This is a genomic window from Pigmentiphaga litoralis, assembly GCF_013408655.1.
GTDB classification, from domain to species: Bacteria; Pseudomonadota; Gammaproteobacteria; order Burkholderiales; family Burkholderiaceae_B; genus Pigmentiphaga; species Pigmentiphaga litoralis_A.
In genome coordinates this window covers 350,894-377,045 of the sequence record NZ_JACCBP010000001.1, presented here as the reverse complement: position 1 = coordinate 377,045, position 26,152 = coordinate 350,894, and the positions used below count along the sequence as shown (strand labels likewise).

At 61.3% G+C, this 26,152-nt stretch carries 26 protein-coding genes and 1 tRNA gene; 7 read left to right on the top strand and 20 right to left on the bottom strand.

From position 1 onward, the window contains the following. Nucleotides 1–247 precede the first annotated feature (247 nt). The 6 genes from HD883_RS01530 to HD883_RS01505 are packed head-to-tail and all read right to left on the bottom strand — an operon-like array spanning nucleotide 248 to nucleotide 6,325. Nucleotides 248–1,168, bottom strand: a complete 921-nt coding sequence (locus HD883_RS01530; RefSeq protein WP_179588158.1) for a LysR family transcriptional regulator — start codon at nucleotides 1,166–1,168, stop codon at nucleotides 248–250. A 47-nt stretch (nucleotides 1,169–1,215) separates the two neighbouring features. Further along, on the bottom strand, nucleotides 1,216–2,118 hold the full coding sequence (locus tag HD883_RS01525) for a polysaccharide deacetylase family protein (RefSeq protein ID WP_179588159.1): 903 nt from the start codon (nucleotides 2,116–2,118) through the stop codon (nucleotides 1,216–1,218). A gap of 12 nt (nucleotides 2,119–2,130) precedes the next feature. After that, entirely contained in the window at nucleotides 2,131–2,820 is a 690-nt protein-coding gene (locus HD883_RS01520) for an isochorismatase family protein (protein WP_179588160.1), read from the bottom strand. Further along, complete coding sequence (locus HD883_RS01515; protein ID WP_179588161.1) at nucleotides 2,817–4,457, bottom strand: FAD-dependent monooxygenase; 1,641 nt, start codon at nucleotides 4,455–4,457, stop codon at nucleotides 2,817–2,819. Before HD883_RS01515 ends, HD883_RS01520 begins: the two co-directional genes overlap by 4 nt. 20 nt (nucleotides 4,458–4,477) lie before the next feature. Continuing rightward, nucleotides 4,478–5,473: a Bug family tripartite tricarboxylate transporter substrate binding protein gene (locus HD883_RS01510; protein WP_179588162.1), complete on the bottom strand. Its 996-nt coding sequence runs from the start codon at nucleotides 5,471–5,473 to the stop codon at nucleotides 4,478–4,480. A 42-nt stretch (nucleotides 5,474–5,515) separates the two neighbouring features. Then, complete coding sequence (locus HD883_RS01505; protein ID WP_179588163.1) at nucleotides 5,516–6,325, bottom strand: maleate cis-trans isomerase family protein; 810 nt, start codon at nucleotides 6,323–6,325, stop codon at nucleotides 5,516–5,518. A 431-nt stretch (nucleotides 6,326–6,756) separates the two neighbouring features. Between HD883_RS01505 and HD883_RS27420 the strand changes: the two genes are divergently transcribed. Both HD883_RS27420 and HD883_RS27980 read left to right on the top strand, forming a co-directional pair. Continuing rightward, nucleotides 6,757–7,083 (top strand): hypothetical protein, encoded by a 327-nt coding sequence (locus HD883_RS27420; RefSeq protein ID WP_218863287.1) that lies wholly within the window; start codon nucleotides 6,757–6,759, stop codon nucleotides 7,081–7,083. Beyond that, on the top strand, nucleotides 6,999–7,244 hold the full coding sequence (locus HD883_RS27980; RefSeq protein WP_373563413.1) for a TIGR02391 family protein: 246 nt from the start codon (nucleotides 6,999–7,001) through the stop codon (nucleotides 7,242–7,244). Before HD883_RS27420 ends, HD883_RS27980 begins: the two co-directional genes overlap by 85 nt. Nucleotides 7,245–7,508: 264 nt before the next feature. On the opposite strand, the gene HD883_RS01495 is transcribed toward HD883_RS27980, so the two are convergent. From HD883_RS01495 to HD883_RS01485, 3 genes are all read right to left on the bottom strand, one after another. After that, nucleotides 7,509–7,582: transfer RNA gene (locus HD883_RS01495), tRNA-Cys, on the bottom strand. A gap of 165 nt (nucleotides 7,583–7,747) precedes the next feature. Continuing rightward, nucleotides 7,748–8,068 (bottom strand): hypothetical protein, encoded by a 321-nt coding sequence (locus HD883_RS01490; protein ID WP_179588164.1) that lies wholly within the window; start codon nucleotides 8,066–8,068, stop codon nucleotides 7,748–7,750. A gap of 180 nt (nucleotides 8,069–8,248) precedes the next feature. Then, entirely contained in the window at nucleotides 8,249–8,473 is a 225-nt protein-coding gene (locus tag HD883_RS01485) for a hypothetical protein (protein ID WP_179588165.1), read from the bottom strand. 191 nt (nucleotides 8,474–8,664) lie between these two features. Between HD883_RS01485 and HD883_RS01480 the strand changes: the two genes are divergently transcribed. After that, nucleotides 8,665–8,832, top strand: a complete 168-nt coding sequence (locus tag HD883_RS01480; protein ID WP_179588166.1) for a hypothetical protein — start codon at nucleotides 8,665–8,667, stop codon at nucleotides 8,830–8,832. A gap of 12 nt (nucleotides 8,833–8,844) precedes the next feature. Here the strand turns inward: HD883_RS01480 and HD883_RS01475 are convergent, their stop codons facing one another. Then, nucleotides 8,845–9,660 carry an NAD-dependent protein deacetylase gene (locus tag HD883_RS01475; protein WP_179588167.1) on the bottom strand — a complete coding sequence of 272 codons (816 nt, stop codon included), beginning with the start codon at nucleotides 9,658–9,660 and terminating at the stop codon, nucleotides 8,845–8,847. 126 nt (nucleotides 9,661–9,786) lie between these two features. Between HD883_RS01475 and HD883_RS01470 the strand changes: the two genes are divergently transcribed. After that, entirely contained in the window at nucleotides 9,787–9,996 is a 210-nt protein-coding gene (locus tag HD883_RS01470) for a hypothetical protein (protein ID WP_179588168.1), read from the top strand. 108 nt (nucleotides 9,997–10,104) lie between these two features. Further along, nucleotides 10,105–10,497 carry a hypothetical protein gene (locus HD883_RS01465; RefSeq protein ID WP_179588169.1) on the top strand — a complete coding sequence of 131 codons (393 nt, stop codon included), beginning with the start codon at nucleotides 10,105–10,107 and terminating at the stop codon, nucleotides 10,495–10,497. A gap of 131 nt (nucleotides 10,498–10,628) precedes the next feature. Here HD883_RS01465 and HD883_RS01460 read toward each other — a convergent pair whose 3' ends face one another. From HD883_RS01460 to HD883_RS01445, 4 genes are all read right to left on the bottom strand, one after another. Then, a complete protein-coding gene (locus HD883_RS01460; RefSeq protein ID WP_179588170.1) occupies nucleotides 10,629–10,973 on the bottom strand; it encodes a hypothetical protein in 345 nt (114 codons plus the stop codon). A gap of 81 nt (nucleotides 10,974–11,054) precedes the next feature. Further along, nucleotides 11,055–11,417 (bottom strand): hypothetical protein, encoded by a 363-nt coding sequence (locus HD883_RS01455; RefSeq protein ID WP_179588171.1) that lies wholly within the window; start codon nucleotides 11,415–11,417, stop codon nucleotides 11,055–11,057. A 13-nt stretch (nucleotides 11,418–11,430) separates the two neighbouring features. After that, nucleotides 11,431–11,718 carry a hypothetical protein gene (locus HD883_RS01450; protein ID WP_179588172.1) on the bottom strand — a complete coding sequence of 96 codons (288 nt, stop codon included), beginning with the start codon at nucleotides 11,716–11,718 and terminating at the stop codon, nucleotides 11,431–11,433. A 33-nt stretch (nucleotides 11,719–11,751) separates the two neighbouring features. After that, nucleotides 11,752–12,387, bottom strand: coding sequence for a hypothetical protein (locus tag HD883_RS01445; RefSeq protein ID WP_179588173.1), 636 nt, complete (start codon nucleotides 12,385–12,387; stop codon nucleotides 11,752–11,754). Nucleotides 12,388–12,497: 110 nt separating this feature from the next. Between HD883_RS01445 and HD883_RS01440 the strand changes: the two genes are divergently transcribed. Continuing rightward, nucleotides 12,498–13,283, top strand: coding sequence for a glutathione S-transferase family protein (locus tag HD883_RS01440; RefSeq protein WP_179588174.1), 786 nt, complete (start codon nucleotides 12,498–12,500; stop codon nucleotides 13,281–13,283). 79 nt (nucleotides 13,284–13,362) lie between these two features. Here HD883_RS01440 and HD883_RS01435 read toward each other — a convergent pair whose 3' ends face one another. Beyond that, nucleotides 13,363–14,808 (bottom strand): iron-containing redox enzyme family protein, encoded by a 1,446-nt coding sequence (locus tag HD883_RS01435; RefSeq protein WP_373563294.1) that lies wholly within the window; start codon nucleotides 14,806–14,808, stop codon nucleotides 13,363–13,365. 239 nt (nucleotides 14,809–15,047) lie between these two features. On the opposite strand from HD883_RS01435, the gene HD883_RS01430 reads away from it, so the two are divergent. Beyond that, nucleotides 15,048–16,016 carry a methyltransferase gene (locus HD883_RS01430; RefSeq protein ID WP_179588176.1) on the top strand — a complete coding sequence of 323 codons (969 nt, stop codon included), beginning with the start codon at nucleotides 15,048–15,050 and terminating at the stop codon, nucleotides 16,014–16,016. 95 nt (nucleotides 16,017–16,111) lie between these two features. Here HD883_RS01430 and clpB read toward each other — a convergent pair whose 3' ends face one another. The 5 genes from clpB to HD883_RS01405 all read right to left on the bottom strand — a co-directional run bounded on the left by clpB (nucleotide 16,112) and on the right by HD883_RS01405 (nucleotide 26,036). Next, nucleotides 16,112–18,709, bottom strand: a complete 2,598-nt coding sequence (clpB, locus tag HD883_RS01425; RefSeq protein WP_179588177.1) for an ATP-dependent chaperone ClpB — start codon at nucleotides 18,707–18,709, stop codon at nucleotides 16,112–16,114. 106 nt (nucleotides 18,710–18,815) lie between these two features. After that, nucleotides 18,816–20,186 (bottom strand): DNA repair protein RadA, encoded by a 1,371-nt coding sequence (gene radA / locus HD883_RS01420; RefSeq protein WP_179588178.1) that lies wholly within the window; start codon nucleotides 20,184–20,186, stop codon nucleotides 18,816–18,818. Nucleotides 20,187–20,202: 16 nt separating this feature from the next. Further along, entirely contained in the window at nucleotides 20,203–21,480 is a 1,278-nt protein-coding gene (gene alr / locus HD883_RS01415) for an alanine racemase (RefSeq protein ID WP_179588179.1), read from the bottom strand. Between the two features lie 48 nt (nucleotides 21,481–21,528). Next, nucleotides 21,529–24,714, bottom strand: a complete 3,186-nt coding sequence (locus tag HD883_RS01410) for an efflux RND transporter permease subunit (protein WP_179588180.1) — start codon at nucleotides 24,712–24,714, stop codon at nucleotides 21,529–21,531. Continuing rightward, nucleotides 24,714–26,036, bottom strand: coding sequence for an efflux RND transporter periplasmic adaptor subunit (locus HD883_RS01405; protein ID WP_179588181.1), 1,323 nt, complete (start codon nucleotides 26,034–26,036; stop codon nucleotides 24,714–24,716). Before HD883_RS01405 ends, HD883_RS01410 begins: the two co-directional genes overlap by 1 nt. Nucleotides 26,037–26,152 lie beyond the last annotated feature (116 nt).

Genomic DNA, 26,152 nt, shown 5'->3' with positions numbered 1-26,152 from the left:
TGACCGTGGAGGGGAATTAAATCGTCCATACTTCGGGCAAAAAAACGCCGCAATCTCTCGATTGCGGCGTTTTTCTTCGCATCTAGAGGCGAGCGCCGGAGTCGAACCGACCTACACGGATTTGCAATCCACAGTTTCCCAGTCGAAACATTAGGTTAGCCATAAATCACTCGGACCAGAGCACTAGGGATCACGGTCGCGCCGGAATAGTTGAACTCAGGCACGGTGCTGTCTGGGACTAGCACTTTCAAAGCACGTCCCCATTCACTATTTCCAGGCCAGCAACATCCGAGAGTGTGGAAAAAAGCACTTCCATGAAAACATGTACGGCCGGGGCAAGTTCCTTATGTCTTGGCCATGTGGCAACAACACTGCGGCGTGTAAGTGGTTGAATAAGTTGCACGCTCTTGAGTCGATTTCCAAAAGACTCAGGTAAGACCGTTGTTGAAGGGACAATGGACAACCAGCCAGGGCGAAGTGCCAGCTGCAACAGACTTTGCAGTGAGTCGATTTCCATGCGAGGTTGCAGAGTGAGGCCGTGAAGGCCAAACTGCGAATCTATGAGATTTCGAAGTGATTTATGACGTGACGGCAAAATCAGCTTGAATGCTGAAAGCTCGTTACCCTTCAGCACATCACGCCCCGCAAGTGTCTCGCAATGACCTACCACGACTAGATCCTCACGCGAAACCATCCTTGTATGCATGTTTAGCAGATCCTGCGTGGTGCTTAATAATGCGAAATCCAATTCTCCTTGAATTAGCCATTCAATGAGATCACTACGATATCCATCGCGGGCGAGTATGGCAACGTCGGGGCATAGCTGATGAAAGGTAGCGAGCGTCTGCCCCATCACGTACTGATTGAACGATGCTTGGCTGCCCACAACCAATTTTCCGCCAAGATGATTCGATCCCTGACTGAGGACTGCCCTTGCCTGCTCCAATTCAGTTAGCACACCGATGCAATGATGATAAAACCGATGCGCCAGTGCGTTAGGGGTTACTCCATGCGGATCCCGCTCGAACAACTGGACATCAGCATTGGCCTCCAGGCGTTTGATCTGCTGGCTGATCGCAGGCTGCACGACATGCATGCGCTTAGCAGCTTTTGTGATACTGCCCTCTTCGTATAGGGCCACAAAATATTGAATTTGACGTATGTCCACGGCAGCACCTTGTCAAAGATTGCGTATGACCGATGCTACGCTGATCTTTAGCCGCCCGGAACCACGCCAGGAGGAAGCGCGGTGACATGCTCCGCAATTGCTTGAGGTGTCGTCAACCAAATTCGATCGCGCTGCTGGCTGATGTGTTCCAGGATTCGGCGCAGCTGGCGAATACGATGAGGCTGACCTGTCAAGAAAGTATGCAAGGACAGGCAATAAACTTGTGGGTAATTTTCGGATTCGGCCAGTTGTTCGTCGAAAGCATCAATCGCCATCCGACTAAACTCTTCGTCACTAGCACCTCGATTGACATACGCAGGCAGGTCATTCAGCTCCATTGAAGGATAAGGCACCGCTAGAATTGGACCGTTGTCTGTCCTAAACCACATAGGCTGGTCGTCAAACCACCAATCCAACATGTATTTAAAGCCCTGTGCTTTCAATAATTCGGGCGTGCGTGAACTTTGCGAAATGAACGGTCCGAGCCATCCAGCCGGCGGCTTTCCTTCATATCTTTGAATCAATGCGCAAACGTCCTGAAGCATCGATCGTTCGGACTCCTCGCTCATATCCGCCTGCTTTTCGGAATTAGTCCTTCCATGACCAACGATTTCGTCTCCACGCTTGCGAAACGCGTCGAGCACCTCGGGGCATACGTCATAGACTGAGCCATTAGCAAGCACTGCCAATGGCATTCCAAATTGTTCGAACAGAGCATGAATGCGCCAGACGCCAACGCGGTTGCCATAGTCCCGGTAAGCGTACCCGCGATGGTAAGGTGCCGACGGCATAGAAGTGAAGTCGTTACCCGGATTTCGCCCGAATTCAAAACCTTCGATATTTAGTGCGAAGTAGACGGCCAAACGTTTGCCATCTGGCCAATCGTACACCGGACGCGTAGTGATCGCGCTGTAATCGTACCGATCATTTCCATTCTCAAATTTTTTCATCGTAGCTCCAAATCATCGATCGGCGAGTTGCGCCAGCGCACACAGTGTTGCTTCGGTCGTCATGACATCTGCATATTTTTCGGACATGTCGTACAGGTTCACAACATGTGACGCATGATTTCGGTCGTAAACCGCATCCTCGGGCACTGTGACCCGGTAGTTATAAGAGAACGCGTCGACCACACTTCCGCGTACGCAGCCCGACGTGGCGCATCCAGTGACGATCAGCGTGTCAGCTCCGCTGTTAATCAGATAGCTCGCCAACGCCGTGCCAAAAAAAGCGCTTGGGTGCTTTTTGGGTATTAATACATCGCCTGCTCGAGGTGCGATTGATTCGACGAACTCGTAGCCTGCGGGCGCTATGTCCATCATTGTTGGAACTTTTTCAGTCAATCTCCCAGTGTCGAATGCAAACTTTTGCGCCACATGCGGATATAGCACCGGCCAGCCTTGTTGGCGAAAGACCGTCAAGAGTTTCTCGATGTTGCCGATCGCATCCCAGGCAACTTGGCCACATGCAGTAGGAAATTCCTTCATTGCTTCTACAAGCGGCAAAGGCTTAGTCCCTGCTGTGCGGTATTGAACATCAATGATCAGTAATGCTGGCCTGCTTCCCATCCCTGAAGAGCGGCCAAAACCTGCGCGATGGGAAGCAATGCGGTCTGCTTCAGGAACTAGCTCATCCCAGATTCTTGGACTCATATCGTTTCCGCCATATGAAGATCCGCTCCGCGGACGATGTCTAGAATGCGCCCTGCGTCAGTAATGTCGGCGCCGCGCCAAGCCACATGGCCGTCCGGTCTGACAAGCACCATTGGTGAACCGTACAGCTCAGCAACTTCCGGTTTGTCGATTTGAGTAACCGCCAACGGGACTTCCCGATCCTGAGCAGCAGACAATAGGCAGTCAATTGCCTTTTTGCGTCGATGGTCAAAAACCAGCAGTGCAAAACCGCGGCCGAACAGGTCGAGCGTGGATAGGCCATCAGCAAGCCAAGCATGAGGTGCACGCGATCCCGGCCTTGCTGTCGGGACGTAAGTCGAATAATCATCTGGTGTCGGAGGCGTTCCATCAAAAACGCAAATTGAACTGCCTTCGTACCGATAACCCACTTGCAGGCCCCAAGATTGCCATTCAGCTTGGGTCGCTTTCTTTAAATTCATTCCGACGGTGCGCCTTGCTTCAATCGCGCGATCGGAGTCCTCAAGCAAGAAATCGCACGGAGCTGGGGAAGTCCATGTTTTGAAATTGTGCGTTGAATAAGCGGCGTTGCGTGTTGCGATGGGCTTGCGCTCTTCTTCGTACGACGCAATCAGACGGTTTCCACCCCACCCCTTAATTACTGCCTCTAACTTCCATGCGAGGTCTGTCGCGTCACACAAACCCGTGTTCATGCCCATGCCGCCCGTCGGGGACATTGTGTGTGCGGCATCGCCAGCTAACAGAATGCGATTGGTGCCGTAGCTTGAGGCAATTAGCTCAGTTCGTTTCCAAGGCAATACGGATAGCACTGTGAAATCGATCTGGTCAGTGCCAAGTGCGCGGCGTATCCATTCTTCGGCGTTGAAATTTTCCATGTCGAACTTCGCGGCACTGCCATACACGGTCAGGCGCCATACAGCACGGCCGTCAATTACCGTCAAGTTGCCCCAGGTACCCTCTGGACCAATAAATAGAAAACGCTCTGCAGTCGCTTTCCCGCAGCGCTCCAGCAGATCAGGACTTTCAAACAAAATGCCCATCGAATAATTAAGATGGGCATTTCCCTCCATAGAAATACCCAGCAGTGTGCGCACAGTACTCGTAGCACCATCGCAACCGACCACATACTTTGCGTGCACAGTAAGTGGAGCGCCTGTTTCGGTGTTAACTGCCGACACGGTCACACCGTCAGCCGACTCTTCTAGGCCATGTACAGACGCATTCAGCTCTAAGCGTGCCTCAGAAAAGTCGGCCAACCTGCGTTTCAGAATTGGGTCGAGCCAATGCTGAGGACACCGTTGCTTTTTTTCTGGCGTCCACGAAGGTGTTTCCATATCCCGGATGCTCGGATAATTGTCGCGTTCCAGGAGGTGGCCCGTCATGCTCGTGCAGAATTCGATGGAAAGGCCAAAATCGTCCGGAAATCCGCAGTGGCGGACGTCGGAGGTCAATCCCCAGCGCCGGAAGAACTCCATTGTTCGCACGGCAATCAGTCCAAGTCGTGGATGGTCGACTTTGCCATCGCTTTTTTCGAGCAGCACGACGTCGACACCACGCCATGCAAGATCAATGGCAAGGCTCAAGCCTATCGGGCCGGCACCGACAATAGCAACCGAGGTGTTGATGGTGGTGGACATGTAGTGTCTCCTGCTTGTGTTTATTCGACGTGGACTTTGGCTTGCGTTACGACCTCGCGCCATTTGGCACCCTCGGTACGTATAGCCTGCGAGAACTCTTCTGGTGACTCATCGACCGCAAGATATCCCAGCTTTGCAATGCTTTGACGTAGCTCAGGACGCTTGCTGGCGTGGCGGAATGCGAGGTTCAACTTGTTCAAGGCTTCAGGAGGAATACCTGTGGGAGCAACCAGTCCAAACCACTCCATGGACTCAAAACCGGGAAAGGCTTCTGCTACTGTCGGCAGATCGGGCACGAGTGGATTACGCTCGACGCTGGTAATCGCAATTGGTCGTATCGCACCATCTAGCATATGGGGCAGCATGTGCCCAAGAGCGACGAAGGCCAGTTGCAAAGTTCCGCCAGAGAGGTCGGTCATGACTTGACCGTTCCCTTTGTACGGAACGTGAACGATGTCGATTCCCGCCTTGAAGCGAAGCATCTCGCCTGTCAGATGAATAATTGACCCGACCCCTGCCGAACCGTAGTTGAGTTTGCCTGGATTTTCACGAGCGACTTTTACAAGATCGGCCATTGTGTTTACGGGAAGCTTCGCATTAACCACTAATACGAGTGGGCCGCGAACCGCTCGACTTACGGGCTGGAACGATTTCAATGGGTCATAAGGAAGCTTTGCAAACAGAGAAGGAGCAACAGCTAAGGTGCTTGTCCCACCCCAAAGCAGGGTGTGTCCATCCCGTGTCGCTCTGGCTGCTGCACCGCCGCCTGTCATGCCGCCTGCACCTGGTCGGTTATCTACTATGACCGGCTGACCCAATTCGGTTGAGATTTCCTTGGCAAATAGCCGGGCTGTGGTGTCAGTTGGGCCACCTGCGGCAAACGGTACGATCAAGGTAATTGGTTTAACCGGATAGTCGGCTGCGTTGCTGCACATCGGGGCGATCAGTGCCGCCAAGACAAGCGTCATAGTGAAATGGACGTGACGAGGCAACGCGTACTTTTTGAGTGCGTTCATGCCGAGCTCCAGGAAGGCTAATTAGTGCCACTTAACGCGGCGTTAGACGGGGATGCGGGTCGACCAACCACCGAACAGTGGCTCCCCTGGACCAGGAGGGGTTAAGTAATCTTCCCCACCGCAGGCTTTAACCAATGCCCATGCCAAACAAAGATTAGATGACAGAACAGGTTTTCCGGTCAGCTTGCTGACCTCGGCGATAGCTCGCAGCGTTGGCATGCCAGTACCAGTAAATACGATTGCGTCAGCGTCTTGCCAACGGAGCGCTTGGAACGACTGCAATGCCATTGGAGTGGTTATTGAATAAATATCGCGTGTGTCAGTTGTGTCGAACGCGATCGACGCGCACGATGCGATATCCATGCCGCGCTCCACCCAATATGCTTTGCTAAGCTCGACCATCCAAGGCGGGTATGGAGCAAATACCGCGATTCGGCGCGCACTCAGGTGTTTAATTGCGGCCAGGATCGCCTGCGCTGAGGAAATGATTGGATAGCCGAATTTCTCGGCCGCGTCGGAAAGCGCGCGATTTTCCGCTTCCGCGCCGACGACATAAGAGCTACCAGTGCAGGCATATCCCACAGCGTCTGGCTTTGCAGTGTCATATGCATCCAAACTCATTGGGAGATTGGTCAGATAGTCGACCATGCGTTGCCGGGAATCCGTGCGACTACCGCTAAGTCGCGTTACCATCATAGAAAACCCTGCAGGCAGCAACGCTGCAAATTCGGGTTCAACAACAGGATTGGCCTGAGGAACGGCAATTCCGAGGATTGCACCGTTCCCATATTCACGCGTCGCCTGGGACTCGTGGAATTGACCAACTCCTTTGTCGTGATAGTCGTTTTTCACCTTGGGCCTCAGCGGTTAATGGCAGAGGCTTCATTATTGTCAGGGTGCACCAATCCTTCAATTAACTAAATTTGATAGGGGGTATCACAGCGAGGTAGACGGATTCAGTCGAAGCAGCTTGGTGGTGGCAGGGCGGCAGTTCGGTGGATAACGAGGCGATGCGCCGAATGCGTACTACGGTTGATCAGGCCGGCTGACGGAGGTATAGGTACCTCGATACGTCGGAAGACTTAAACTGGGTCTAATGGAGGCGAAATCTCTAAGCGCTTCAGCGGTTTCCGGTCGCGCAGACTGACATTGACTAGATGCACTGCGGCCCAAACGAGGCGTTGCAGCACAGAAAAAGCCTGAAGCAGCGGGCTCTTTTAATATGTCTGGCCACGGTTACGCAAAGCAAACCCTGTCGGAAGTTAATTAAGGATCCTGGCGCAATGACGAAAAGGATTCGTATCTACAACGCTTTTGCTGAAAGTCAGAATGCTAGGCAGGACCGCACTCATGTTCTCGCCTTCATCCGACATGCGATGAAGCCCGCGCGCTATAGCCGCGAGCCTGACAGATATGAGCCGCTGCGCGCGCTGCTAAACCAAGCACTTGAGTTTGCGGGTCTTGCGGTGAGCCAAGCCGGAGTACTGCAACATGTCGACGCAGTGCAGACCCTGCCGGAAGCGATATTTCGCGCGCGCGAACTGCGGGCCGACTTCAAGGGCGCAACGTCCATCCAGACGTTCTTAGGTTCTGCCGAGCCGAACTATTAGCAGACAATTATTTTCACGCTGTTCAAGAGGCAGTGAAGAGTGTCGCCGACAAAATGCGGACAAGGACCGGCTTAACCGACGACGGCGCAGCACTGGTCGACCGGGTGCTTGGCGGTGAGCCGCCTTTGCTATCAATCAACCCCCCGTTCGACGCCAAGTGAAAGGAGCGAGCAATCGCCCAGATCCTTACGAATCTGAACCATGGCATGTGTCCATCTTCACACCCAAACGCTGTGCTTCGTCGCTTCTGGTGATGGCACAACGATCATTGTTGGAGAGCACGATGACTGGAACGCCGTTCTCCGGCTTGCGGAAGCACAGGCTTGGGCTTGGCAGGGTATTCGCCGGAGGCATAGCTTTAAGTCGCATCCTGCAGGCAAAAAAAATCGCCGCAACCTTTCGATTGCGGCGATTTTCTTCGTATATGGAGGCGCGAGCCGGAGTCGAACCGACCTACACGGATTTGCAATCCGGTGCATAACCGCTTTGCTATCGCGCCATTGCCGAAGCAGCCTGCGATTCTAGTATTTCCAGACGAAGAGTGCAACTCGTCTGCCAAGGTTTTTTGCCGCATCGACGCACTGCGGATACGGGACCGCTAGCAAGCGCTTGCTCTAGCCACCCCGAACGCCCGCAGCCACGCCACATATCGTCAACTCCCCACTTACAGACACGCCTCCAGCACAGCGATCCGCTTGGCCATGCCTTCATCATCCCCCGACGCCATCCGGTACAGGCTGACTTCGGTGTTGACGGGGCCGGGCCGCAGTTCCAGGCGTTCGCGCTGGCCTTCGGACAGGATCTGCTGACCGTTGTCGTTGGACGCGACGATTGCCGCGGCGCGGCTGTTTTCTGCCTGATGGCGCCAGCCCCAGGCGATGCATTCCGCCAGTCCTTCCATGGGCTTGCGGGATACGAAAAATGCATCGGGCTTGGCGGTGGATGGAGTCAACGACGACACCACCCCGCCGTTCTTGTCGACCATGTCCGATGGTTTCAATGACCCCGAAGGGCCATGACCGCTGCATGCGGTCAGTGCTGCAAGGCTGGCTGCGCCCAGATAACGTCTCATGCTCCCCCCCGGGAAAATGCGTCGGTCGATCATAACCCGGGGTAATGGGGTGGGATCAATCGCAATTGTGCGACGACCCGGTGGCCTGTTGTTTCAGGTGATATCCAGCGATTCCGGCCATTCGCGCACGCGCTGAACGGACGTGGTGCCCATGACCAGGTACACGGCCATCAGGCCGGCCTTGTTGCGGACCAGCACGTAGCGCTGGCCGTCGGCTTCGCGGATCAGTGAGTCTTTGCCGGGCTGGTCGGGGGACCCGCTGCGCAGGTATGCCTTGATCGCGCGCTTGATCAGCGCGGCGTCACTTCCTTGTTCCATTGCACTCTCGTTCTGGGAAAAAACTACACATTGCACGGTTTGGCGCAGAGCGCCAGATCAGCCGTGCATGACAAAAAAATGAAGAAAAAGCCGGTCTACGCCCGGTAATGACGAGCTGATGACGGTTCATGTCGCCCCTCTTCGCTGCACGGCACAAAAATTGCTGTGGGCACAGTATCACGGAGATTGACATGTCCACCGCTCTACCCGCCTACGACATCTACTATCGCGCCATGCTGCTTGCCGCAGAGATGGCCCTGCCCTATCACGGTGTGCCGGATCCGGACGAGACCGATTCGGACCAGCCGGTGGAGCCGGATTCGCCAGAGCCGTCGCCGAACAGCCCTGTTCTGGGCTGATACGCCGACCCCTCAGGCCACCAGACTGTCCAGCGCCACGCTACAGGACTGCTGAACTTTCAGCGTCAACAGATCGTCGGCGCGAGTCTGCCCCAGATTCACCGCACAAATCGGAATGCCTAGCCGCGACGCCATCTGCGCGTAGCGGTAGCCCGAGTGCACCATCAGTGACGACCCCACGACCAGCATGCCGTCCGCGCTTTCCAGTGCGCCGATGGCTTGTTCGATGCGTCCGCGCGGCACCGTCTCGCCAAAGAACACGACGTCGGGCTTGAGGATGCCACCGCACACCTGGCAGCGTGGCTCCCGAAATTGCGAGAAGTCCTGATTGTCGAGGTCTGCATCGCCGTCGGGCGCGTCGCTGGCCGCAAGGTGCACCCATTCCGGATTGGCGCTTTCCAGCATGACCTGAACGTCCGGCCGGGGAATGACGCGTTCGCAGATCATGCAGCGCACCCGATCCAGCCGCCCATGCAGGTCCAGGACGTTGGTGCTGCCGGCGGCCTCGTGCAGGCCGTCCACGTTCTGGGTCACCAGGAGGACGATGTGCCCCTGGTGTTCCAGCCGCGCGAGCGCGGCGTGGGCGGCGTTGTAGCGGGCGCGGCCAAAGCTGCGCCAGCCGATCATGCTGCGTGCCCAGTAGCGGGCCCGGGCGACCGAGTCGCCCATGAAGACTTGGTAGGTCATGGGGGGACGGCGTTTCCAGCCGCCTGCTTCGTCGCGATAGTCGGGGATGCCTGAATCGGTGCTGCACCCTGCCCCGGTCAATACGAACAGCCTGGGGTGGCGGGCAATGAAATCCTGAAGTGCGTTGTCGTTCACGGTCATCGGAGACCTTCACCTCTTGTCTGATCGGTTGATTCTAGTGGCTTTTGCGCCGCGTTCCGGCCGCGCGTTTTGGACGACGTAAGCGAGTGTGCGCTACCATTGGCCGCGTCCAAGTGAGCCTTGTCCATGAAGAAAATTTTCCAATACACCCGCCGGGCGGCCCAGCGCCGCCTGTATGCGTTCGAAATGTCGGCCCGTCACCACGCGGCCACCCTGCAGTCCGAGCTGGATCTGGGTGAGCCGTCGTATGACAAGGCGCCCAACCCGACGCTGGTGGAAGGCCCGGTACTGCGCCGAAAGATCACGGATACCGAGTACGACGGCCACGTCGGCTGAATCCCAAGCCGCCGTTCTGACAGATTTGGTTACGCTCAAACCATTTTTGCTCCACATTGCGGGGCCAGAATGATTTCATCCGCAAACACCGCGGAGCTGGAGATCACTATGAAACGCGTCGCAACCGGACTTTTGCTTATCGCTACCCTGACCATGGCGGGCCAGGCCTCCGCCTGGGGCGGTGGCCGGGGGCATGGCGGCTATGGTGGCGGACATCGTGGCGGCGGCAACGTCGCGGGTGCGTTGATCGGCGGCGCCGTGATTGGTGCGCTGCTCGGGTCGGCCGCCACCCGCTATTACGAACCGCCTGTCGTCTATTCGGCGCCGCAGCCGGTGTACGTGCCCCCGCCCCAGGTGGTGTACGAAGCGCCCCCACCGGTGGTGTATGCCCGCCCGCGTGAACGCTGCTTTGATACCTATCTGCAGGAATACGTGCCGTGCTATGCGCCGCGGCCACGCCATCGCGACTACCCGCCGGCAGACTATTACTACGGCCGGTGATCCGCGACCCGTCATCTACCCCGAGTAGATGACGGCGGGTCGGCAAAAACAAAGGGACCGAAAGGTCCCTTTGTTGCGTGCGCTTCCACGGGCGCGGCCGCAGCACACACGGCCAGCCTGCAAACCCGGGCTTACTTCTTCTTTTTCTTTTTTTTCTTCGACTCGGTGTCGTCCGACGCATCGTTGGACGCTTCGGTCTCGACTACCAGCGCCGGTTCGAATTCGATATCGATTTCGTCGTCCAGCGTCTGTTCGTAGACCGTTGCGCAGAATTCGCCCCACAGTGCCACGGCCGCCTTGCGCGCGGCGCTCAGGCTCTGGCCCGAGACTTCTGGCGTGCCCAAGGGGTCCAGGACCTGATGGGTCGTCGTGTCGTTCACGACGATTTCGATGATTGCCGCTGCGCCGCTGTCATACCAACCGACGATCCGTGCAATGGGTGCCGTTGTCGTATCGGTCCGCGATGTATCCGCCATGTGCTGCTCCACCTAAGATGAGCCGTGACTGTAGCGCGTCCGTGTTGCAGCCACCACCTTGCCCGCCATCTGGTTACGACGTTACTCCGACGCTGCCGCCGCACGGCGAATGGCGCGTGTCTTGGCATGCGCAAGTGCATCGCTTTCGGTCATCGAAATGCCGATGCGTTTCCAGGCACCGCCGTCCAGTTCGATCTCGGCGCTCCACAGGCCGTCTGTCATGTGCGTGGCGCGGTAGTTGCCGACGGGCGAGTCGCGCAGGATCGCGTGCACCACGCCGTCCATGGCTTGCCTGGCGGCGCCTTCGCGGTCCCACGCGTGGCGCAGGATCTCCAGTGCACTGACGGATTGTTCGCGCGACACGCGCTGCATGGCATCGAGCACATCGGCGTGCGCGTGCACCCATGTGTCTATGGTGTCCTGGTCGTCATCGGTCTGCCGCATGATGGGTGCCCTTTCAAGAATGAGATGGATTCGGCGGGTTGGAGGCAAAGTCGCCATCGGACAGCAGCAGCATGCCGTCGCTGGGGACCTTGACGGTAGCGACCTGATGGATGCGGGCCTGGTGGTTGACGTACGCGTCCAGCAGGTCGTCGGGCGCATCGCTGCGGGCCTGAAATATGCGACGCAACGTGCTGCGAGCGATTTCGACGACGACGGGTCCGCGGGTGTCATGGAACAAGGTGAAGCGCACGCCGGTTCCATCGACGACGGGCGTGTTGCCGGCAGCGGTCTGGTTGGTCATGGGAGGTGTCCTTTGCAAGGTATCGAAGGCGTGTCAGTGGTTGATGGCGCTGATGCCTATCCTGGCCGGTTTGGCGCAGGTGGCGTCGACGCACTTGCCGGTGAACCACACCTGCCCCGATCCGATCATCAGTCCATTGCTGTTGGAAAACAGGGTCTCGTAAGTTTGCGCGGCGATGGCTGCGCGGACCTTGGGCGTCATGATGTCATCGTAGCGGGCCAGAAAGGCCTTCGGGGTTTTCAGCACCTTGCGGCGCGCCGCCAGCATCGTCGAAAAAGGATAGTGGACCATGTTGGCGATCGCCTGCTTGTCGTTGGCGGCAGACGCCTTTTGCAATGCCGCCAGGAAGTCGGCGTAAGGTTGGTGCGCGCCATAGAGGCGGTCCAGTCTGGCGTCGACGTCGGCCTTGGTGGGCAAGGCGTCGGGCGTGGCAGCCTGGGGGGTGGACGGCATGGCCGCGGCCGCATTCGGTCCGGCGCTGCCAGGTGCATCTACCGGTGCGCTGCCTTGCGCATCGGCCTGCGCGCTTGCCTGTGCATCGGCCTGCGCGCTTGTCTGTGCGTTTACCTGCCCATTCACCCGCGCATTCACCTGCGCATTGACCTGTGCATTCACCTGCAACGCCAGACACATCAAGGGCAGCGCCCACCATCGCACGTTCACGTTCATGTGTCCCCGCATCAAGAGTCATCACGCCCGCTGGTTCAGCGGGTTCAGGCGTAACGCTAGCACCGAAAACTCATCCGGCTCCGGCCATTCACTGCCAAGGACGTAACCTAATGAATCCCGACCAATCCGACCAATACGACGCCGGCACGGCCGTCATCGCCGATTCGCAGCAGCAGCAACAGCAATCCGACGCGCCGCAGCAGCAGCCCGGCCCGTTCAGCACCAACCCCACCGTGAACGACCTGGTGCTGTACCACGCGCCGAATACACGGTCCGCGGGCGCCCGCATCCTGCTGGAAGAATTGGGCGTGCCCTACCGGTTGCACGTCCTGAACATGAAAGCGAACGAACAGCGCAGCCCGGCGTTCCTGGCGGTCAACCCGATGGGCAAGGTGCCTGCTCTGGTGCATCAGGGGGTGCTGATTACCGAACAGGCAGCCGTGTATCTGTATCTGGCCGACATGTTCCCGCAAGCCGGGCTGGCTCCGGCCGTCAATGACGTGATGCGCGGCGCCTATCTGCGGTGGATGGTGTTCTATGGGTCCTGCTTCGAGCCGGCGCTGATCGACCAGGCGATGAAGCGGGAGCCCGGTCCGCCGTCAGCCACCCCGTATGGCAATGTGGAAACCACGATCGCCACGATCTCCGATCATCTGGAAAAGGGTCCCTACATTCTGGGCGACCGCATGACCGCCGTGGACATTCTTTGGGGCACGTCGCTGCAGTGGGTCACGCGCTTCAAGCTGATGACGCCGACGCCTGCGGTGCAGGCGTATATCGATCGCATGGCGGCACGGCCGTCGTTCGCCAAGATCCGTGATGAAGACGCAGCGTTGTCGGCGCAGCACGCGTCGGAAGCCGATCCGCAAAAGGGGGCGGCGCCCGCCAGCAGTTGACAACAGCGCCCTGCCCCCAAGGGCAAACAAAAACGGCTGCCTGGGAAGGCAGCCGCTTTTTGTTGATCAAATCAAAGAATCAGACCAAGGTGGCGTCCAGCTGCCGCGAAAACAGGCGCGTGGCCAGCAGACCGGGCTCCGTGTGATGCAGCGCCGGCGACATCCAGGCGATCAGGTGCGCGCGTGCTTCGGCCGGGGTCGATGCCGACGCCAGCTGATCTTCGAACTCGCGCAGTTCCTCGGACGCGCCATCGGCACCTGGTTTGCCCGCATAGCCCTTGCCACCGTCCGCCGATGCCATGCCAGTGGCTTCCTCGTCGTGCACGGCCAGGGTATTGAACAGACGCTGGCGGGCGCGGAACGACAGCTGGCGGGGCGGGAACGTCGGCGCAGGCTGACCTTCGACGCGCGGCGCCGGGTGCGTCAATGCATCCCCCGCGATCCAATCGTGGATGACCTGACGCTCATAGCCGTCGAACACGCCGAACATCTCCGCACGTTCGCCTTGCAGCAGTTTCCAGAAACGGCTGTTTTGCGGATCCTGGTTGCGCTTGATCCAGCCGTGCTTTTCCATCGCGGCCAGAAAGCCCGGGATCTGGTCCGGTTCGGCCAGCCAGTCCGTCACGCTGCGGCCACCTACCCGGCAGTAATCGGAATGCACCAGCTTGCCTACGTCGGCCTTGCGCACCATGACGTCCAGCATCTCGGCATCCAGGTTGTAGTTCCTGATGACGGATTCGGTGCTCGCGCCCAGCGAATTCAACATATAGCCGTTCACGACGCGCTGGTAGTAGGCATCCCGGTCGCCCATTTTCGGCGCGGCGGCCAGCATGCCCTGCACCGCGCGGTGGGCGTGCCCCGTGCTGCCGTTGTCGATGGTCACGTGCAGAGTGAAGTAGTAGGGGTCGATGCCCAGTTCGTTCAGTTCGTAGGACGTGATCAGCAGGTGCAACGGCAGCTGTTCGTAACCCAGATTGAAGCCGATGATCTCAGGCAGAAATTCTTCGGCGTGGCTCGCCAGGGCCAGCTGAATGGCCCCCTGGACGAAATGATCGTCGTTCAGGGTCTGCCAGGTGTTGCAGTCGTTCGAGTCCAGCAAGGCGTTGTACAGCACCACGTGATTCTTGCCGGGTACACCGTCACCCAGCTCTTCAAGATAGGTCTTGACCAGCGGCGTATAGCGCGCATCCCCGCTACGGTTGAGCAAACCATACAGCCACGCGCCATCCACCAGCTTGGTAGGGGCAACACCGCGGATGAAGTTCAGCGCGTGGGCCCGGGTGGTGAAATAGCGCCGCGGGGCACCTGCCTTGCGTTCGGCCAAATAGTCGCGGTATTGCAGACCCACCCTGTCGGCCTGATCGGCCAGCGCATCGGCGACGTCATGCATATCCCCGGGCAGTTCCGGGGCCAGATCGCGCGCCAGCGCCAGCTGGTCCTTCAGGTAGTCCCGGGCCGCATCGGCTTGGCGGGAGGAAAAACCGGCTTGCGACAGGGCGTCGTAAATCCGTCGCGCGGGGCCCACTCGCGGGGGTCGTCGTGACGTAACAACTGGCAAACTTTCCTGAACGTCATTGAGCATGATCATTTTTCCTGTGCCGCACCGCCTGCGTCGGATGCCGACGCGGATGCTGTTTTATCGATGGATACCCTCACGCAAAGACCGTTCCTGCCCTCTGTTGCCCAAGCGTTTCGCGACCAACCGCTTATGGTTGAGCAGGCCGCCGTGTATGCTTTGCGTCCCCGACGGCAGAGGCGCACACCATGGTTGAACACCCCGCGATCCAGGAAGACGACGAACTGCGTATCGACGCATTGATCGCCCTCACCTCCTATCTGAAGGATGGTGGCTACCGGTTCATCACGCCGAGCCCGGCGACCCACGCGCGGGTCAATAACCGCCCGGTCAACGCGCTGGCGAACCGTCTGGAAGACGTGTTCGGCTGGAGCCGGCCCTTCGAAGAAGGATTGCTGCCCGACGTGGTGTTCGCGATGATGGATCATGCCGGCGTCGCGCTACGGGAAGGTGACGACTGGCGCAGCGCGATCCGTGTGTCAACGCTGGATGGCTTGTGGCTGATGCATTCGGCGTATCCAACCACCGAGGCCGACGCCGTCTTTTTCGGGCCGGATACCTACCGGTTCGCCATCGCCCTGCGCCAGATGATGGATGCGCGGCGCGAGCCGGTGCGCCGCGCGGTGGACATTGGCACCGGCAGTGGGTGCGCCGCGCTGATGGTCGCGCGCCAGTGGCCCGACGCCGAAGTCTGGGCGGCCGATATCAACGCCGCCGCCCTGGAAGCCACGCAGGTCAACGCGTCCGTGAATGGCACGCCCAATGTCATTCCTTGCGAAAGCAATCTGCTGGCCGGCGTGGAAGGGGACTTTGACCTGATCGTTGCCAACCCGCCGTATCTGGTGGACGCCAGTGAACGGGCCTATCGCCATGGCGGCGGGCCGCTCGGCGCGGGTTTATCGCTGGCGATTGTTGAAGCGGCCTTGGCGCGGCTGGCACCGGGCGGCACGCTGTTGCTGTACACCGGTGTCGCCATCGTCCAGGGGGACGACCCCTTTCTGGAAGCCGCCAAGCCGATGCTCAAGCGGGACGACATCACGTGGTCATACCGGGAGATGGACCCGGACATCTTCGGTGAAGAGTTGTTGTCCGCGTGTTATGCCGAAACGGACCGGATCGCGGCAGTGGTGCTGACGGCGACGCGTCGGGGGGCGTAGGCGCCTTGGTGCCTCGTCAATCTGCATAGACGAAAAAAAAACGGCGCAGGGCATGCGCCGGTTTTTTTCATTGCACTGCGGTTATCGCAGCACGATCACTGCAGGGTGCGCGTAAACACGAACCCGTCGTCGTGCCAGTCCACCGGCACCACGTCGTTCGGCCCGAACTTGCCTTCCAGGATCAACTTGGCGACCGGGTTTTCGATTTCCTGCTGGATGGCACGCTTCAAGGGGCGCGCGCCAAACACCGGATCAAAGCCCGACCGTGCGATCTGCGCCACGGCGTCGTCCGACACTTCCAGACGCATTTCCATCTTGGCCAGGCGGTCGGCCAGGCGTTGCAACTGCACCTTGGCAATCGACTGGATGTGTTCGGCGTCCAGGGCATGGAACACCACAACCTCGTCAATCCGGTTCAGGAATTCAGGACGGAAGTGGTTCTTGATTTCGTCCCACACCACGGCCTTGATCTCGCCATAGGGCTGACCCGCCATCGCCTGGATCTGATGCGACGCCAGGTTCGACGTCATCACCACCACCGTATTCCGGAAGTCCACCGTCCGGCCCTGCCCGTCCGTCAACCGCCCGTCATCCAGCACTTGCAGCAGGACGTTGAACACGTCCGGGTGGGCCTTTTCGACTTCGTCGAGCAGGATCACGCTGTACGGCTTGCGACGCACGGCTTCGGTCAGGTAGCCGCCCTCTTCGTAGCCCACGTAGCCCGGGGGCGCACCGATCAGGCGAGCCACCGAATGCTTTTCCATGAACTCGCTCATGTCGATGCGGATCAGGTGATCTTCGGAATCAAACAGGAAGCCGGCCAGCGCTTTCGTCAATTCGGTCTTGCCCACGCCCGTCGGGCCCAGGAACAGGAACGACCCATACGGGCGCTGCGGATCCGACAGACCCGCACGCGACCGGCGGATGGCGTCGGACACCAGGCGCACGGCCTCGTCCTGGCCGATCACCCGCTGATGCAGACGATCCTCCATCGCGAGCAGCTTGGCGCGTTCGCCCTGCATCATCTTCGACACCGGAATGCCGGTAGCGCGGGAAACGACCTCGGCAATCTCTTCGGCGCCCACTTGCGTGCGCAAAAGACGCGGCTTGTCGGACGGCACGCCGCCGTCTTCATTGCCGACTTCAGCGGACTTCAGGCGCGCCTCAAGCTCGGGCAGCTTGCCGTATTGCAGTTCCGCCAGCTTGTCGAACTGGCCTTTGCGCTGCAGGTCGGCCATGTCGGCGCGCACCTTGTCGATCTCTTCCTTGATCGACTGGGTGCCCTGCACGGCGGCCTTTTCGGACTTCCAGACTTCTTCGTAGTCGTTGTACTCGCGGCTGAGCTTGCTCAATTCTTCTTCAAGCAGCTGCAGGCGGCGGCGCGACGATTCGTCGGTTTCCCGCTTGATGGCTTCCCGCTCGATCTTTAGCTGGATCATCCGGCGTTCCAGGCGGTCCATCACTTCCGGCTTGGAGTCGATTTCCATGCGGATGCGCGCGGCGGCTTCGTCGATCAGGTCGATCGCCTTGTCGGGCAGGAAGCGGTCCGTGATGTACCGGTTCGACAGTTCGGCCGCGGCCACGATGGCCGGGTCGGTAATGTCGACGCCATGGTGCAGTTCGTACCGTTCCTGCAGGCCGCGCAGGATTGCGATGGTCGCTTCCACGGTGGGCTCGCCCACCAGCACTTTCTGGAAGCGGCGTTCCAGCGCGGCGTCTTTTTCGATGTACTTGCGGTATTCGTCCAGCGTGGTCGCGCCGATGCAATGCAGCTCGCCACGAGCCAGCGCGGGCTTGAGCATATTGCCTGCGTCCATCGCACCTTCGGCCTTGCCCGCGCCGACCATGGTGTGCAGCTCGTCGATAAAGACGATGTTGCTGCCGGCGTCTTGCGACAGTTCCTTGAGCACGGACTTCAGGCGTTCTTCAAACTCGCCGCGGAATTTGGCGCCCGCGAGCAGGGCCGCCATGTCGAGCGACAGCACCCGCTTGCCCTTGAGGGACTCGGGAACTTCGTCGTTGACGATACGCTGCGCCAGGCCTTCGACAATGGCGGTCTTGCCCACGCCAGGCTCGCCGATCAGCACCGGGTTGTTCTTGGTGCGGCGTTGCAGGATCTGGATGGCGCGGCGGATTTCGTCGTCGCGGCCGATGACCGGGTCGAGCTTACCCTGGCGGGCGCGCTCGGTCAGGTCCATCGTGTATTTCTTGAGGGACTCGCGGTTGCTTTCGCCTTCCTGGGAGTCGACCGACGCGCCGCCACGGACGGCGTCGATCGCGGCTTCCAGCGCCTTGCGCTGCAGGCCGGCGTCGCGCAACAGGCGGCCAATTTCGCCCTTGTCGTCGGCGGCGGCGAGCAGGAAGAGTTCGCTGGCGATGAAGTCGTCACCGCGCTTGTGCGCTTCCTTGTCGGTCTTGGTCAGCAGCGACTGCAGGTCGCGGCTGGGCTGCAGGGTGCTGTCGCTGCCCTGCACTTGCGGCAGACGCGAGACGGCATTGGCCAGATCGGGCGTCAGCTTGCTGACCGCCACGCCGGCGCGCGCCAGCAGGCTGCCCGCACCGCTTTCCGGATCGGACAGCAGCGCCGACAGCAGGTGGACCGGCTCGATATAGGGGTGATCGTTACGGGCAGCCAAGCTCTGGGCGTCGGCCAGAGCCTGCTGGAACTTGGTGGTCAGTCGATCGAATCGCATGATGGGTCACAGTAGGTTAGTGAGGCCTATCGGCCTGATAGGCAGCACGTATGGGCATACGGAGCGAATTCAAGCACATGTGACCAGGGTACGACGTTTTGCGGCGCTATACCCCGCGCAGCTTGTCCAGGGCGGCGTCCAGGCGGTCCACTGCCCAGATTTCCAGCCCTTCGATCGGTTGGCGGGGCGCGTTGGCCTTGGGGATCAGCGCAATGCTGAAGCCCAGCTTGGCCGCTTCGCGCAAACGTTCCTGGCCCCGCGGCGCGGGCCGGATCTCGCCCGCCAGACCCACTTCACCAAACGTGATCAGGCCCTTGGGCAAGGCGCGATTGCGCATGGACGAAGTAATGGCCAGCAGCACCGGCAAGTCGGCAGCGGGCTCGGTGATCTTGACGCCGCCCACCGCGTTCACGAATACGTCCTGGTCAAAGGCCGCCACCCCGGCATGCCGGTGCAACACGGCCAGCAGCATGGCCAGGCGGTTGCCTTCCAGACCGACCGACAGGCGGCGCGGATTGGGCACGTGCGCCGTGTCGACCAGCGCCTGGATCTCGACCAGCAAGGGCCGCGACCCTTCCTGGGTCACCATCACACACGACCCGGGCACCTGCTGGTCATGCTGCGACAGGAACAGCGCCGACGGATTCGGCACGCCGCGCAAGCCGCGGTCCGTCATGGCGAACACACCCAGCTCGTTGACTGCGCCAAAGCGGTTCTTGAACGCCCGGATCAGGCGGAAAGACGAATGCGTATCGCCTTCGAAATACAGGACGGTATCGACGATGTGTTCGAGCACACGCGGACCCGCCAGCGCGCCTTCCTTGGTCACGTGACCGATCAGGACGATGGTGATGCCGCGCTGCTTGGCAAACCGCGTCAGCTGCGCCGCGCACTCGCGCACCTGCGCGACCGACCCGGGCGCCGAGGTGAGCTGTTCCGAATACACCGTCTGGATCGAGTCGATCACGGCGACTTCGGGTGCGACGTCGGTCAGCGCGGCCTGGATGGCTTCCAGGCGGATCTCGGCCAGCAGGTCGACATTGCCGGTTTCCAGGCCAAGGCGGGTAGCGCGCAAGGCAACCTGGTCTCCGGACTCTTCCCCCGAGACATACAACACGCGGCGCGATGCCGACAAGGACGCCAGCGCCTGCAGCAGCAGCGTCGACTTGCCAATGCCCGGATCGCCGCCGATCAGGATCACGCCGCCGGCCACCATGCCGCCGCCCAGCACCCGATCGAACTCGTCAATGCCCGTGGGGAAGCGCGGCGTTTCGCGGGCTTCGATTTCGGACAGCTTGCGCACCGGCGACGACGCCGCCAGCGGCGCATAGCGGTGTGCCGCGCCGGTGGGCGACGCCGTGGGTGCAGTGGTTTCATCCAGGGTGTTCCAGGCGCCACAGTGCGGGCACTTGCCGGCCCACTTGGGGCTGGTGCCGCCGCACTCGGAACACACGAACATCGATTTCAGTTTGGCCATGGTTATCTTGTCTTGCTTACGCCTCGGATCGAACGGCAACGCGGGGCGCCACCGCGCACAACAGTTCATAGCCGATGGTGCCGGCCGCGTGCGCGACCTCATCCACCGACAGCCCTTCGGCGCCCCACAGCGTGACCGGGGTGCCGACATGGGCGCCCGGCACCGGGGTCAGGTCAACCGCCAGCATGTCCATCGAGACGCGGCCGACTAGGCGCGTTCGTACGCCGCCCACGACGACCGGCGTGCCGGTGCCTGCGTGCCGCGGGTAGCCGTCGGCATAGCCGCAGGCCACGACGCCAATGCGCATGGGCGATGGCGCGCGGAAGGCGGCGCCATAGCCGACCGATCCGCCCGCGGGCACGTCTTGCGTGCCGATGAGCGCCGAGCGCAGAGCCATCGCCGGCTTCAGGCCATAGGATTCGGCGGAACGGTCATCGAAGGGGGTGGAGCCATACAGGGCAATGCCGGGACGCACCCAGTCGGCGGCGACCTCGGGGTAACGCAGGCTGGCCGCGGAATTGCACAGGCTGATGGGCCCCCGCAGACCGTGGGTGACGCTGCGGAACACGCCAAGCTGCTCGCTGATGCCATCGGGGCCGTCGGCCGTCGAAAAATGCGTCATGTGGCCGACAGTGGCGATCTTGCCGCGCTGTGCGAAACCTGACAGGCGCTGGAACGCGTCCCGGTAGTCAGCCGGCACGAAACCCAGCCGGTTCATGCCGCTGTTCAGCTTCAGGAACACGTCGACCGGCCGGGCGAAACGGGCATGCTCGATCATGTCGAGATGTTCGTCGGTGGTGACGGCGATGGTGAGGTGGTAGCGGCCCACGATGTCGAGGTCGGCCGGCTCGAAGACGCCTTCCAGCAGCAGGATCGGACCGACCCACCCGGCCTCGCGGCAACGCACGGCTTCGGCCAGGTCCAGCATGGCCAGCCCGTCGGCATTCGAAAACCCGGCCATGGCCCGTTCGATGCCGTGGCCGTAGGCGTTGGCCTTGATGACCGCCCAGATGCGGGGCGGCGCCGATGCCGGGGCGGATGCCGTGGTCGCGGCGGGGGCCGCTTCGCCGAATCTGCTGGATGGGCTCGATGGGTGGAATGCGCCCGAAGCGTCCGCCCGCAACGCCTCGCTGCCTGCGGCCCCGCCCGCCACGCCGCCCACGCCGCCCACGCCCCCTGCGCCCCCTGCGCCTCCCGCAGCCTCCCCCGGCGCCGACGCCAGGTGCTGGCGGACGGTGGCCAGATTATGCGCAAGGGCGGAGCGGGAAACGGTGGCGTAAATGGGACGAGGCATATCGGATTACTGTGAGGCTGAAGACATCGAATTCAAGCTTGACCGCAGTCAAGCCTGGCGCGGCGCGTCGGGGCGCTTGACCCGGAAGCAGGCCGCGTAAAGGGCCGGCAAGAATAGCAGGGTAAGAAACGTGGCGACGATCAGGCCGCCCATGATGGCAACGGCCATCGGCCCCCAGAACGTGCTGCGCGACAGAGGAATCATGGCCAGTACGGCCGCGGCCGCGGTCAACATGATGGGACGCGACCGCCGGACCGCCGACTCGACGATGGCTGTCCAGACCGGTTCGCCTTCCTTCACGTGCTGTTCGATCTGGTCGATCAGGATCACGGAATTGCGGATGATCATGCCGAGCAGGGCAATCACGCCCAGTTGCGCGACGAACCCGAAGGGCGCCTTGAACAGCAGCAGCGCCAGCGCTGCGCCGATGATGCCCAGCGGCCCGGTCAGGTACACCAGCACCGCGCGCGACAGGCTGTGCAGCTGCGCCATCAGCAGCGTCATGACCAGCACCAGCATCAGCGGCACATTGGCCACGATCGACGACTGCGCCGTGCCGGATTCCTCGGTCGCGCCGGCCACGGCGATCTCGTAGCCGGCCGGCAGCGTGCGCCGCAGGTCGGCCAGCTTGGGGTCGATCTGCGCCGTGACCGTCGGCCCCTGGATACCGTTGCGCACATCAGACTGCACGGTGATCGCGTAGTCGCGGTTCTGGCGCCAGATCACGCCTGGCTCCCAGACCAGATGCGGCGTCGCAATCTGCGACAACGGCACATAGCGGCCCGATGTGGTCGGCACGCTGGCTTCGGCCAGCCGGGTCATGGCGGCACGTTCGTCAGCAGGCTGGCGCACCACGATGTCAATCAGCTTGTTTTCTTCGCGGAAGGTGCCAATCGGCGCGCCGGTCAGCAGCAACTGGGCGGTGCGTTGCAGATTCTGCGACGTCACCCCCAAGGCCCGCGCCTTGTCCTGGTCGATTTCCAGGCGCAGTACCTTCACGTTCTCGTTCCAGTTGTCGTTCACGCCCACGGTATTGGGGTTGGCGCGCACGATGTCTTTGACCTGATCGGCAATGCGCCGGACCACCGCGATGTCGGTCCCCTGCACCCGGAACTGGACGTCGTACGGCACGGGCGGCCCGCTGGACAGCAGCTTTACCCGCCCGCGCACGTTTGGAAAATCGTTGTCGAACAGGGTCTGCAGGCGCGCGCGCAAGGCATTGCGATCGGCCAGCCCACGCGACGTGACGACCACCTGCGCCAGGTTTACCTGGTTCAGTTGCAGGTCCAGTGGCAGATAGAAGCGCGGGCTGCCCACGCCAATGTAGGTCAGGTAGCCCGACACTTCGGGCTGGGCCGACAGCCACTTTTCCAGCTTGAGCGCCTCGGCCTCGGTCGCCTGGAAACTCGCGCCTTCCGGCAGCCACAGGTCCACGGTCAATTCCGGGCGATTGGACTCCGGGAAGAACTGCTGTTCGATCACGCTGAAGCTGGCGGCCCCCAGCACCAGCATGACGGCCGTGATGCCGATGACCACCCAGCGAAACCGCAGGCAGGCATCGACCAGCCGGCGCAGGCCGCGGTAGAACCGGGTGTCGAACACATCATGTTCGTTGGCATGGCCTGTGGCGCCATCGCCGTCCGTGCCGGTCGCGTGATGCGGCTTGATCCGCAGCAGCAGGAAGCCGATATACGGCGTGAAGATGACGGCCGCGATCCAGGACAGGATCAGCGCAATGGCGGTCACGGCAAAAATCGAAAACGTGTATTCGCCGGCCGACGACTTGGCCATTGCGATCGGCAGGAATCCCGCCACGGTGATCAACGTGCCGGTCAGCATGGGGAACGCGGTGGACTGGTAGGCAAAGGTGGCGGCATCGAGCCGGTCCATCCCCTCCTCCATCTTCCGCACCATCATTTCGACCGCAATGATGGCGTCGTCCACCAGCAGCCCCAGCGCGATGATCAGCGCGCCCAGCGAAATCTTGTGCAGGTTGATGTTGAAGATGTACATGCACAGGAAGGTCGCGGCCAGCACCAGCGGGATGGTGAGCGCCACCACCAGCCCCGGCCGCACATCGAGCCGCAACGGCCGCGTGTGCAGGCCAAGCGCCAGGAAACTGACGGCCAGCACGATCACCACGGCTTCGATCAGCACATGCACGAACTCGCCGACCGACTCCTTGACCGCGCTGGGCTGGTCGGCCGTCTTGACCATCTCGATGCCGACCGGCAGGCTGGCGTTGATGCGGCGTTCGACTTCGGTCAGGCGCTCGCCCAGGCCGACAATGTCGCCGCCCTTCACCATCGACACGCCCAGGCCGATCACTTCCTGGCTGCCCGCCGCGGTGCCATGACGCATCTTGCTGGTGGGCGGATCGACATAGCCGCGCTCGACGGTCGCGATGTCCCCCAGCCGGACTGTGCCGCCCGCCGACACGCCGGCCGCGTTCTGCGCACTGGCCGCGACCCGGATCGGCAGATTGCGCAACCCTTCCACGTCCTTGATCTGGCCAGTCACGCGCACCCACAGGCGTTCATCGGGCAGCACCAGCACGCCCGACGGCTCGATCGCGTTCTGGCCGGTCAGCTGAGCCGATACCCCGTCCAGCGAAATCCCGTACTGCGCCAGCTTGCGCTGCGGGATCTCGATGTAGACCTTTTCGTCCTGGACGCCGAACAGCTCGACCTTGGCCACGTCCTGCACGCGCAGCAGTTGCTGGCGCACGTCTTCGACGTACTTCTTGAGCTCGGCATAGTTGAAGCCGTCGGACGAGAACGAGAAGATGACGCCGAAGGTGTCGCCGAATTCGTCATTGAAGAACGGGCCGACCGTGCCTGCCGGGAAGGTGCCCTGGATGTCGGATACCTTCTTGCGCACTTGGTACCAGCTGTCGGCCACCGCCGACACCGGCGCGCCCTCTTCCAGCTGCAGGATCGTCAGCGTCTCGCCAGGTTTGGCGTAACTGCGGATCTTGTCGGCGTACGGCACGGTCTGCAGCGCGCGTTCGATGCGGTCGGTCACCTGTTCGATTGTCTGTTCCGCCGACGCGCCCGGCCAGTAGGCCCGCACCACCATCGCACGGAAGGTGAAAGGCGGGTCTTCGTCCTGGCCCAGTTGCAGATAGGAAAACACCCCGCCAAGCAGCAGGACGGCAATCAGGTAACGGACAATCGGTTGGTGTTCAAGCGCCCAGCGGGACAGGTTGAAGCGGTGCGGTTGGGACCCCGACATCAGCGTGGTGCTCCGCGGGTGGAGGTGGCAGGGGTGGAGGCTGCGGGGGTGGAGCTTGCGCCGCCTGCCGGCATGACGGACGCCGCGCCGTTGGTCGCAGACGATGAAGGAGATGCCGAGGTTGATGTCGATGCCGAGGTCGATGTCGATGCCGACGGCGCAGCAGCGACGCCCGGCGCAGCGACCGTTTCCAGCCGTTTGACGCGTTGCCCTTCACGCAGCAGATGCACGCCAGCCGTGACGATTTCCGCCCGCGCGGGCAAGGTGCTTTCCAGCAACGCTTCGGTGTCGGTGACCGTAGCAAGGCGCACCGGCGTGCGGGTCACCGCGCCGGTATCGGGCGAAAACACCCAGACCCAGGTCTGATCATCCTGCCGCAACAAGGCGCTGAGCGGCACGCGCACCAGGGGCTGCGCACTGCGGCCGGCAAACCGCACCGTGGCCGTCATGCCGAACCGCACGCTGGGCGGAGGGTCGATCAGGCGCAGGCGCGCCGCGAATGCCCGGGTCGACGGGTCCGCCGACCCGCTGATCTCGCGGATGACGCCCTTCATGGGCGGACCGCCCGACCACAGAGTGACGTCGGCCGTGTTCAGGCCACGTACCTGGTCGACACGGTTTTCGGGGATCTGGAAGGCCGCTTCCTTGTCGGCCGATCCGGCCACGTGCATGACGGACTGCCCGGCCGCCACCACCTGCCCGACTTCGGCATCGACACTGGTCACAACGCCATCGGCAGGCGCCGTCAGCACGGCGTAATCGGCTTGATTGGTCTGCACCGACAGCCCGGCACGCGCCTGCTCGTACTGCGCCTGGGACGCCTCTGCCGCCGTGCGGCGCGACTCGAATTCGGCGGCGCTGATGAAGCCCTTGCGCCGCAGTTCGTCGTAGCGCGCCAGGTCGGCCTGCTTCTGCTTGCGGTCAACTTCGGCCGCGGCCAGCTGCGCGCGCGACGCGCTTTCGTTCAATCGCAGGTCGGACGCGTCGATACGCGCCAGTACCTGCCCCCGTTTGACTTCCTGACCGGCCTGCACGCGCCGTTCCAGGATCTTGCCCGCTACCCGGAAGCCCAGGGCCGAGTCGACACGCGGACGGATTTCGGCCGGGAATTCGCCCACCAGATTCACGTCACCCGCTTCCAGCACAAGTGTGCGAACCGGCCGCAGCACCTCGGCTTCGGCCGGCGCCTTGTCCTTGCACGCGGTCAGCCCGGTCGCGGCGGCCAGACCCAGCAGCAGGACCCCAGCGGTCCGCAGCATCCGCCTGGCAGACCTGGACACAGGTTGCAGGCGTGGGTGGCGCACGGTACGGGCATCGGACATGGCAAAACTCAAGAGTCGTGGGTGCCCCATTATCGGCCACCTGAAGGCAAATCACTAACCGTCAACCTGGACAGTTTCATCCTTGCGAAATCCTGTCTTCGATCTGTCGGTATGAT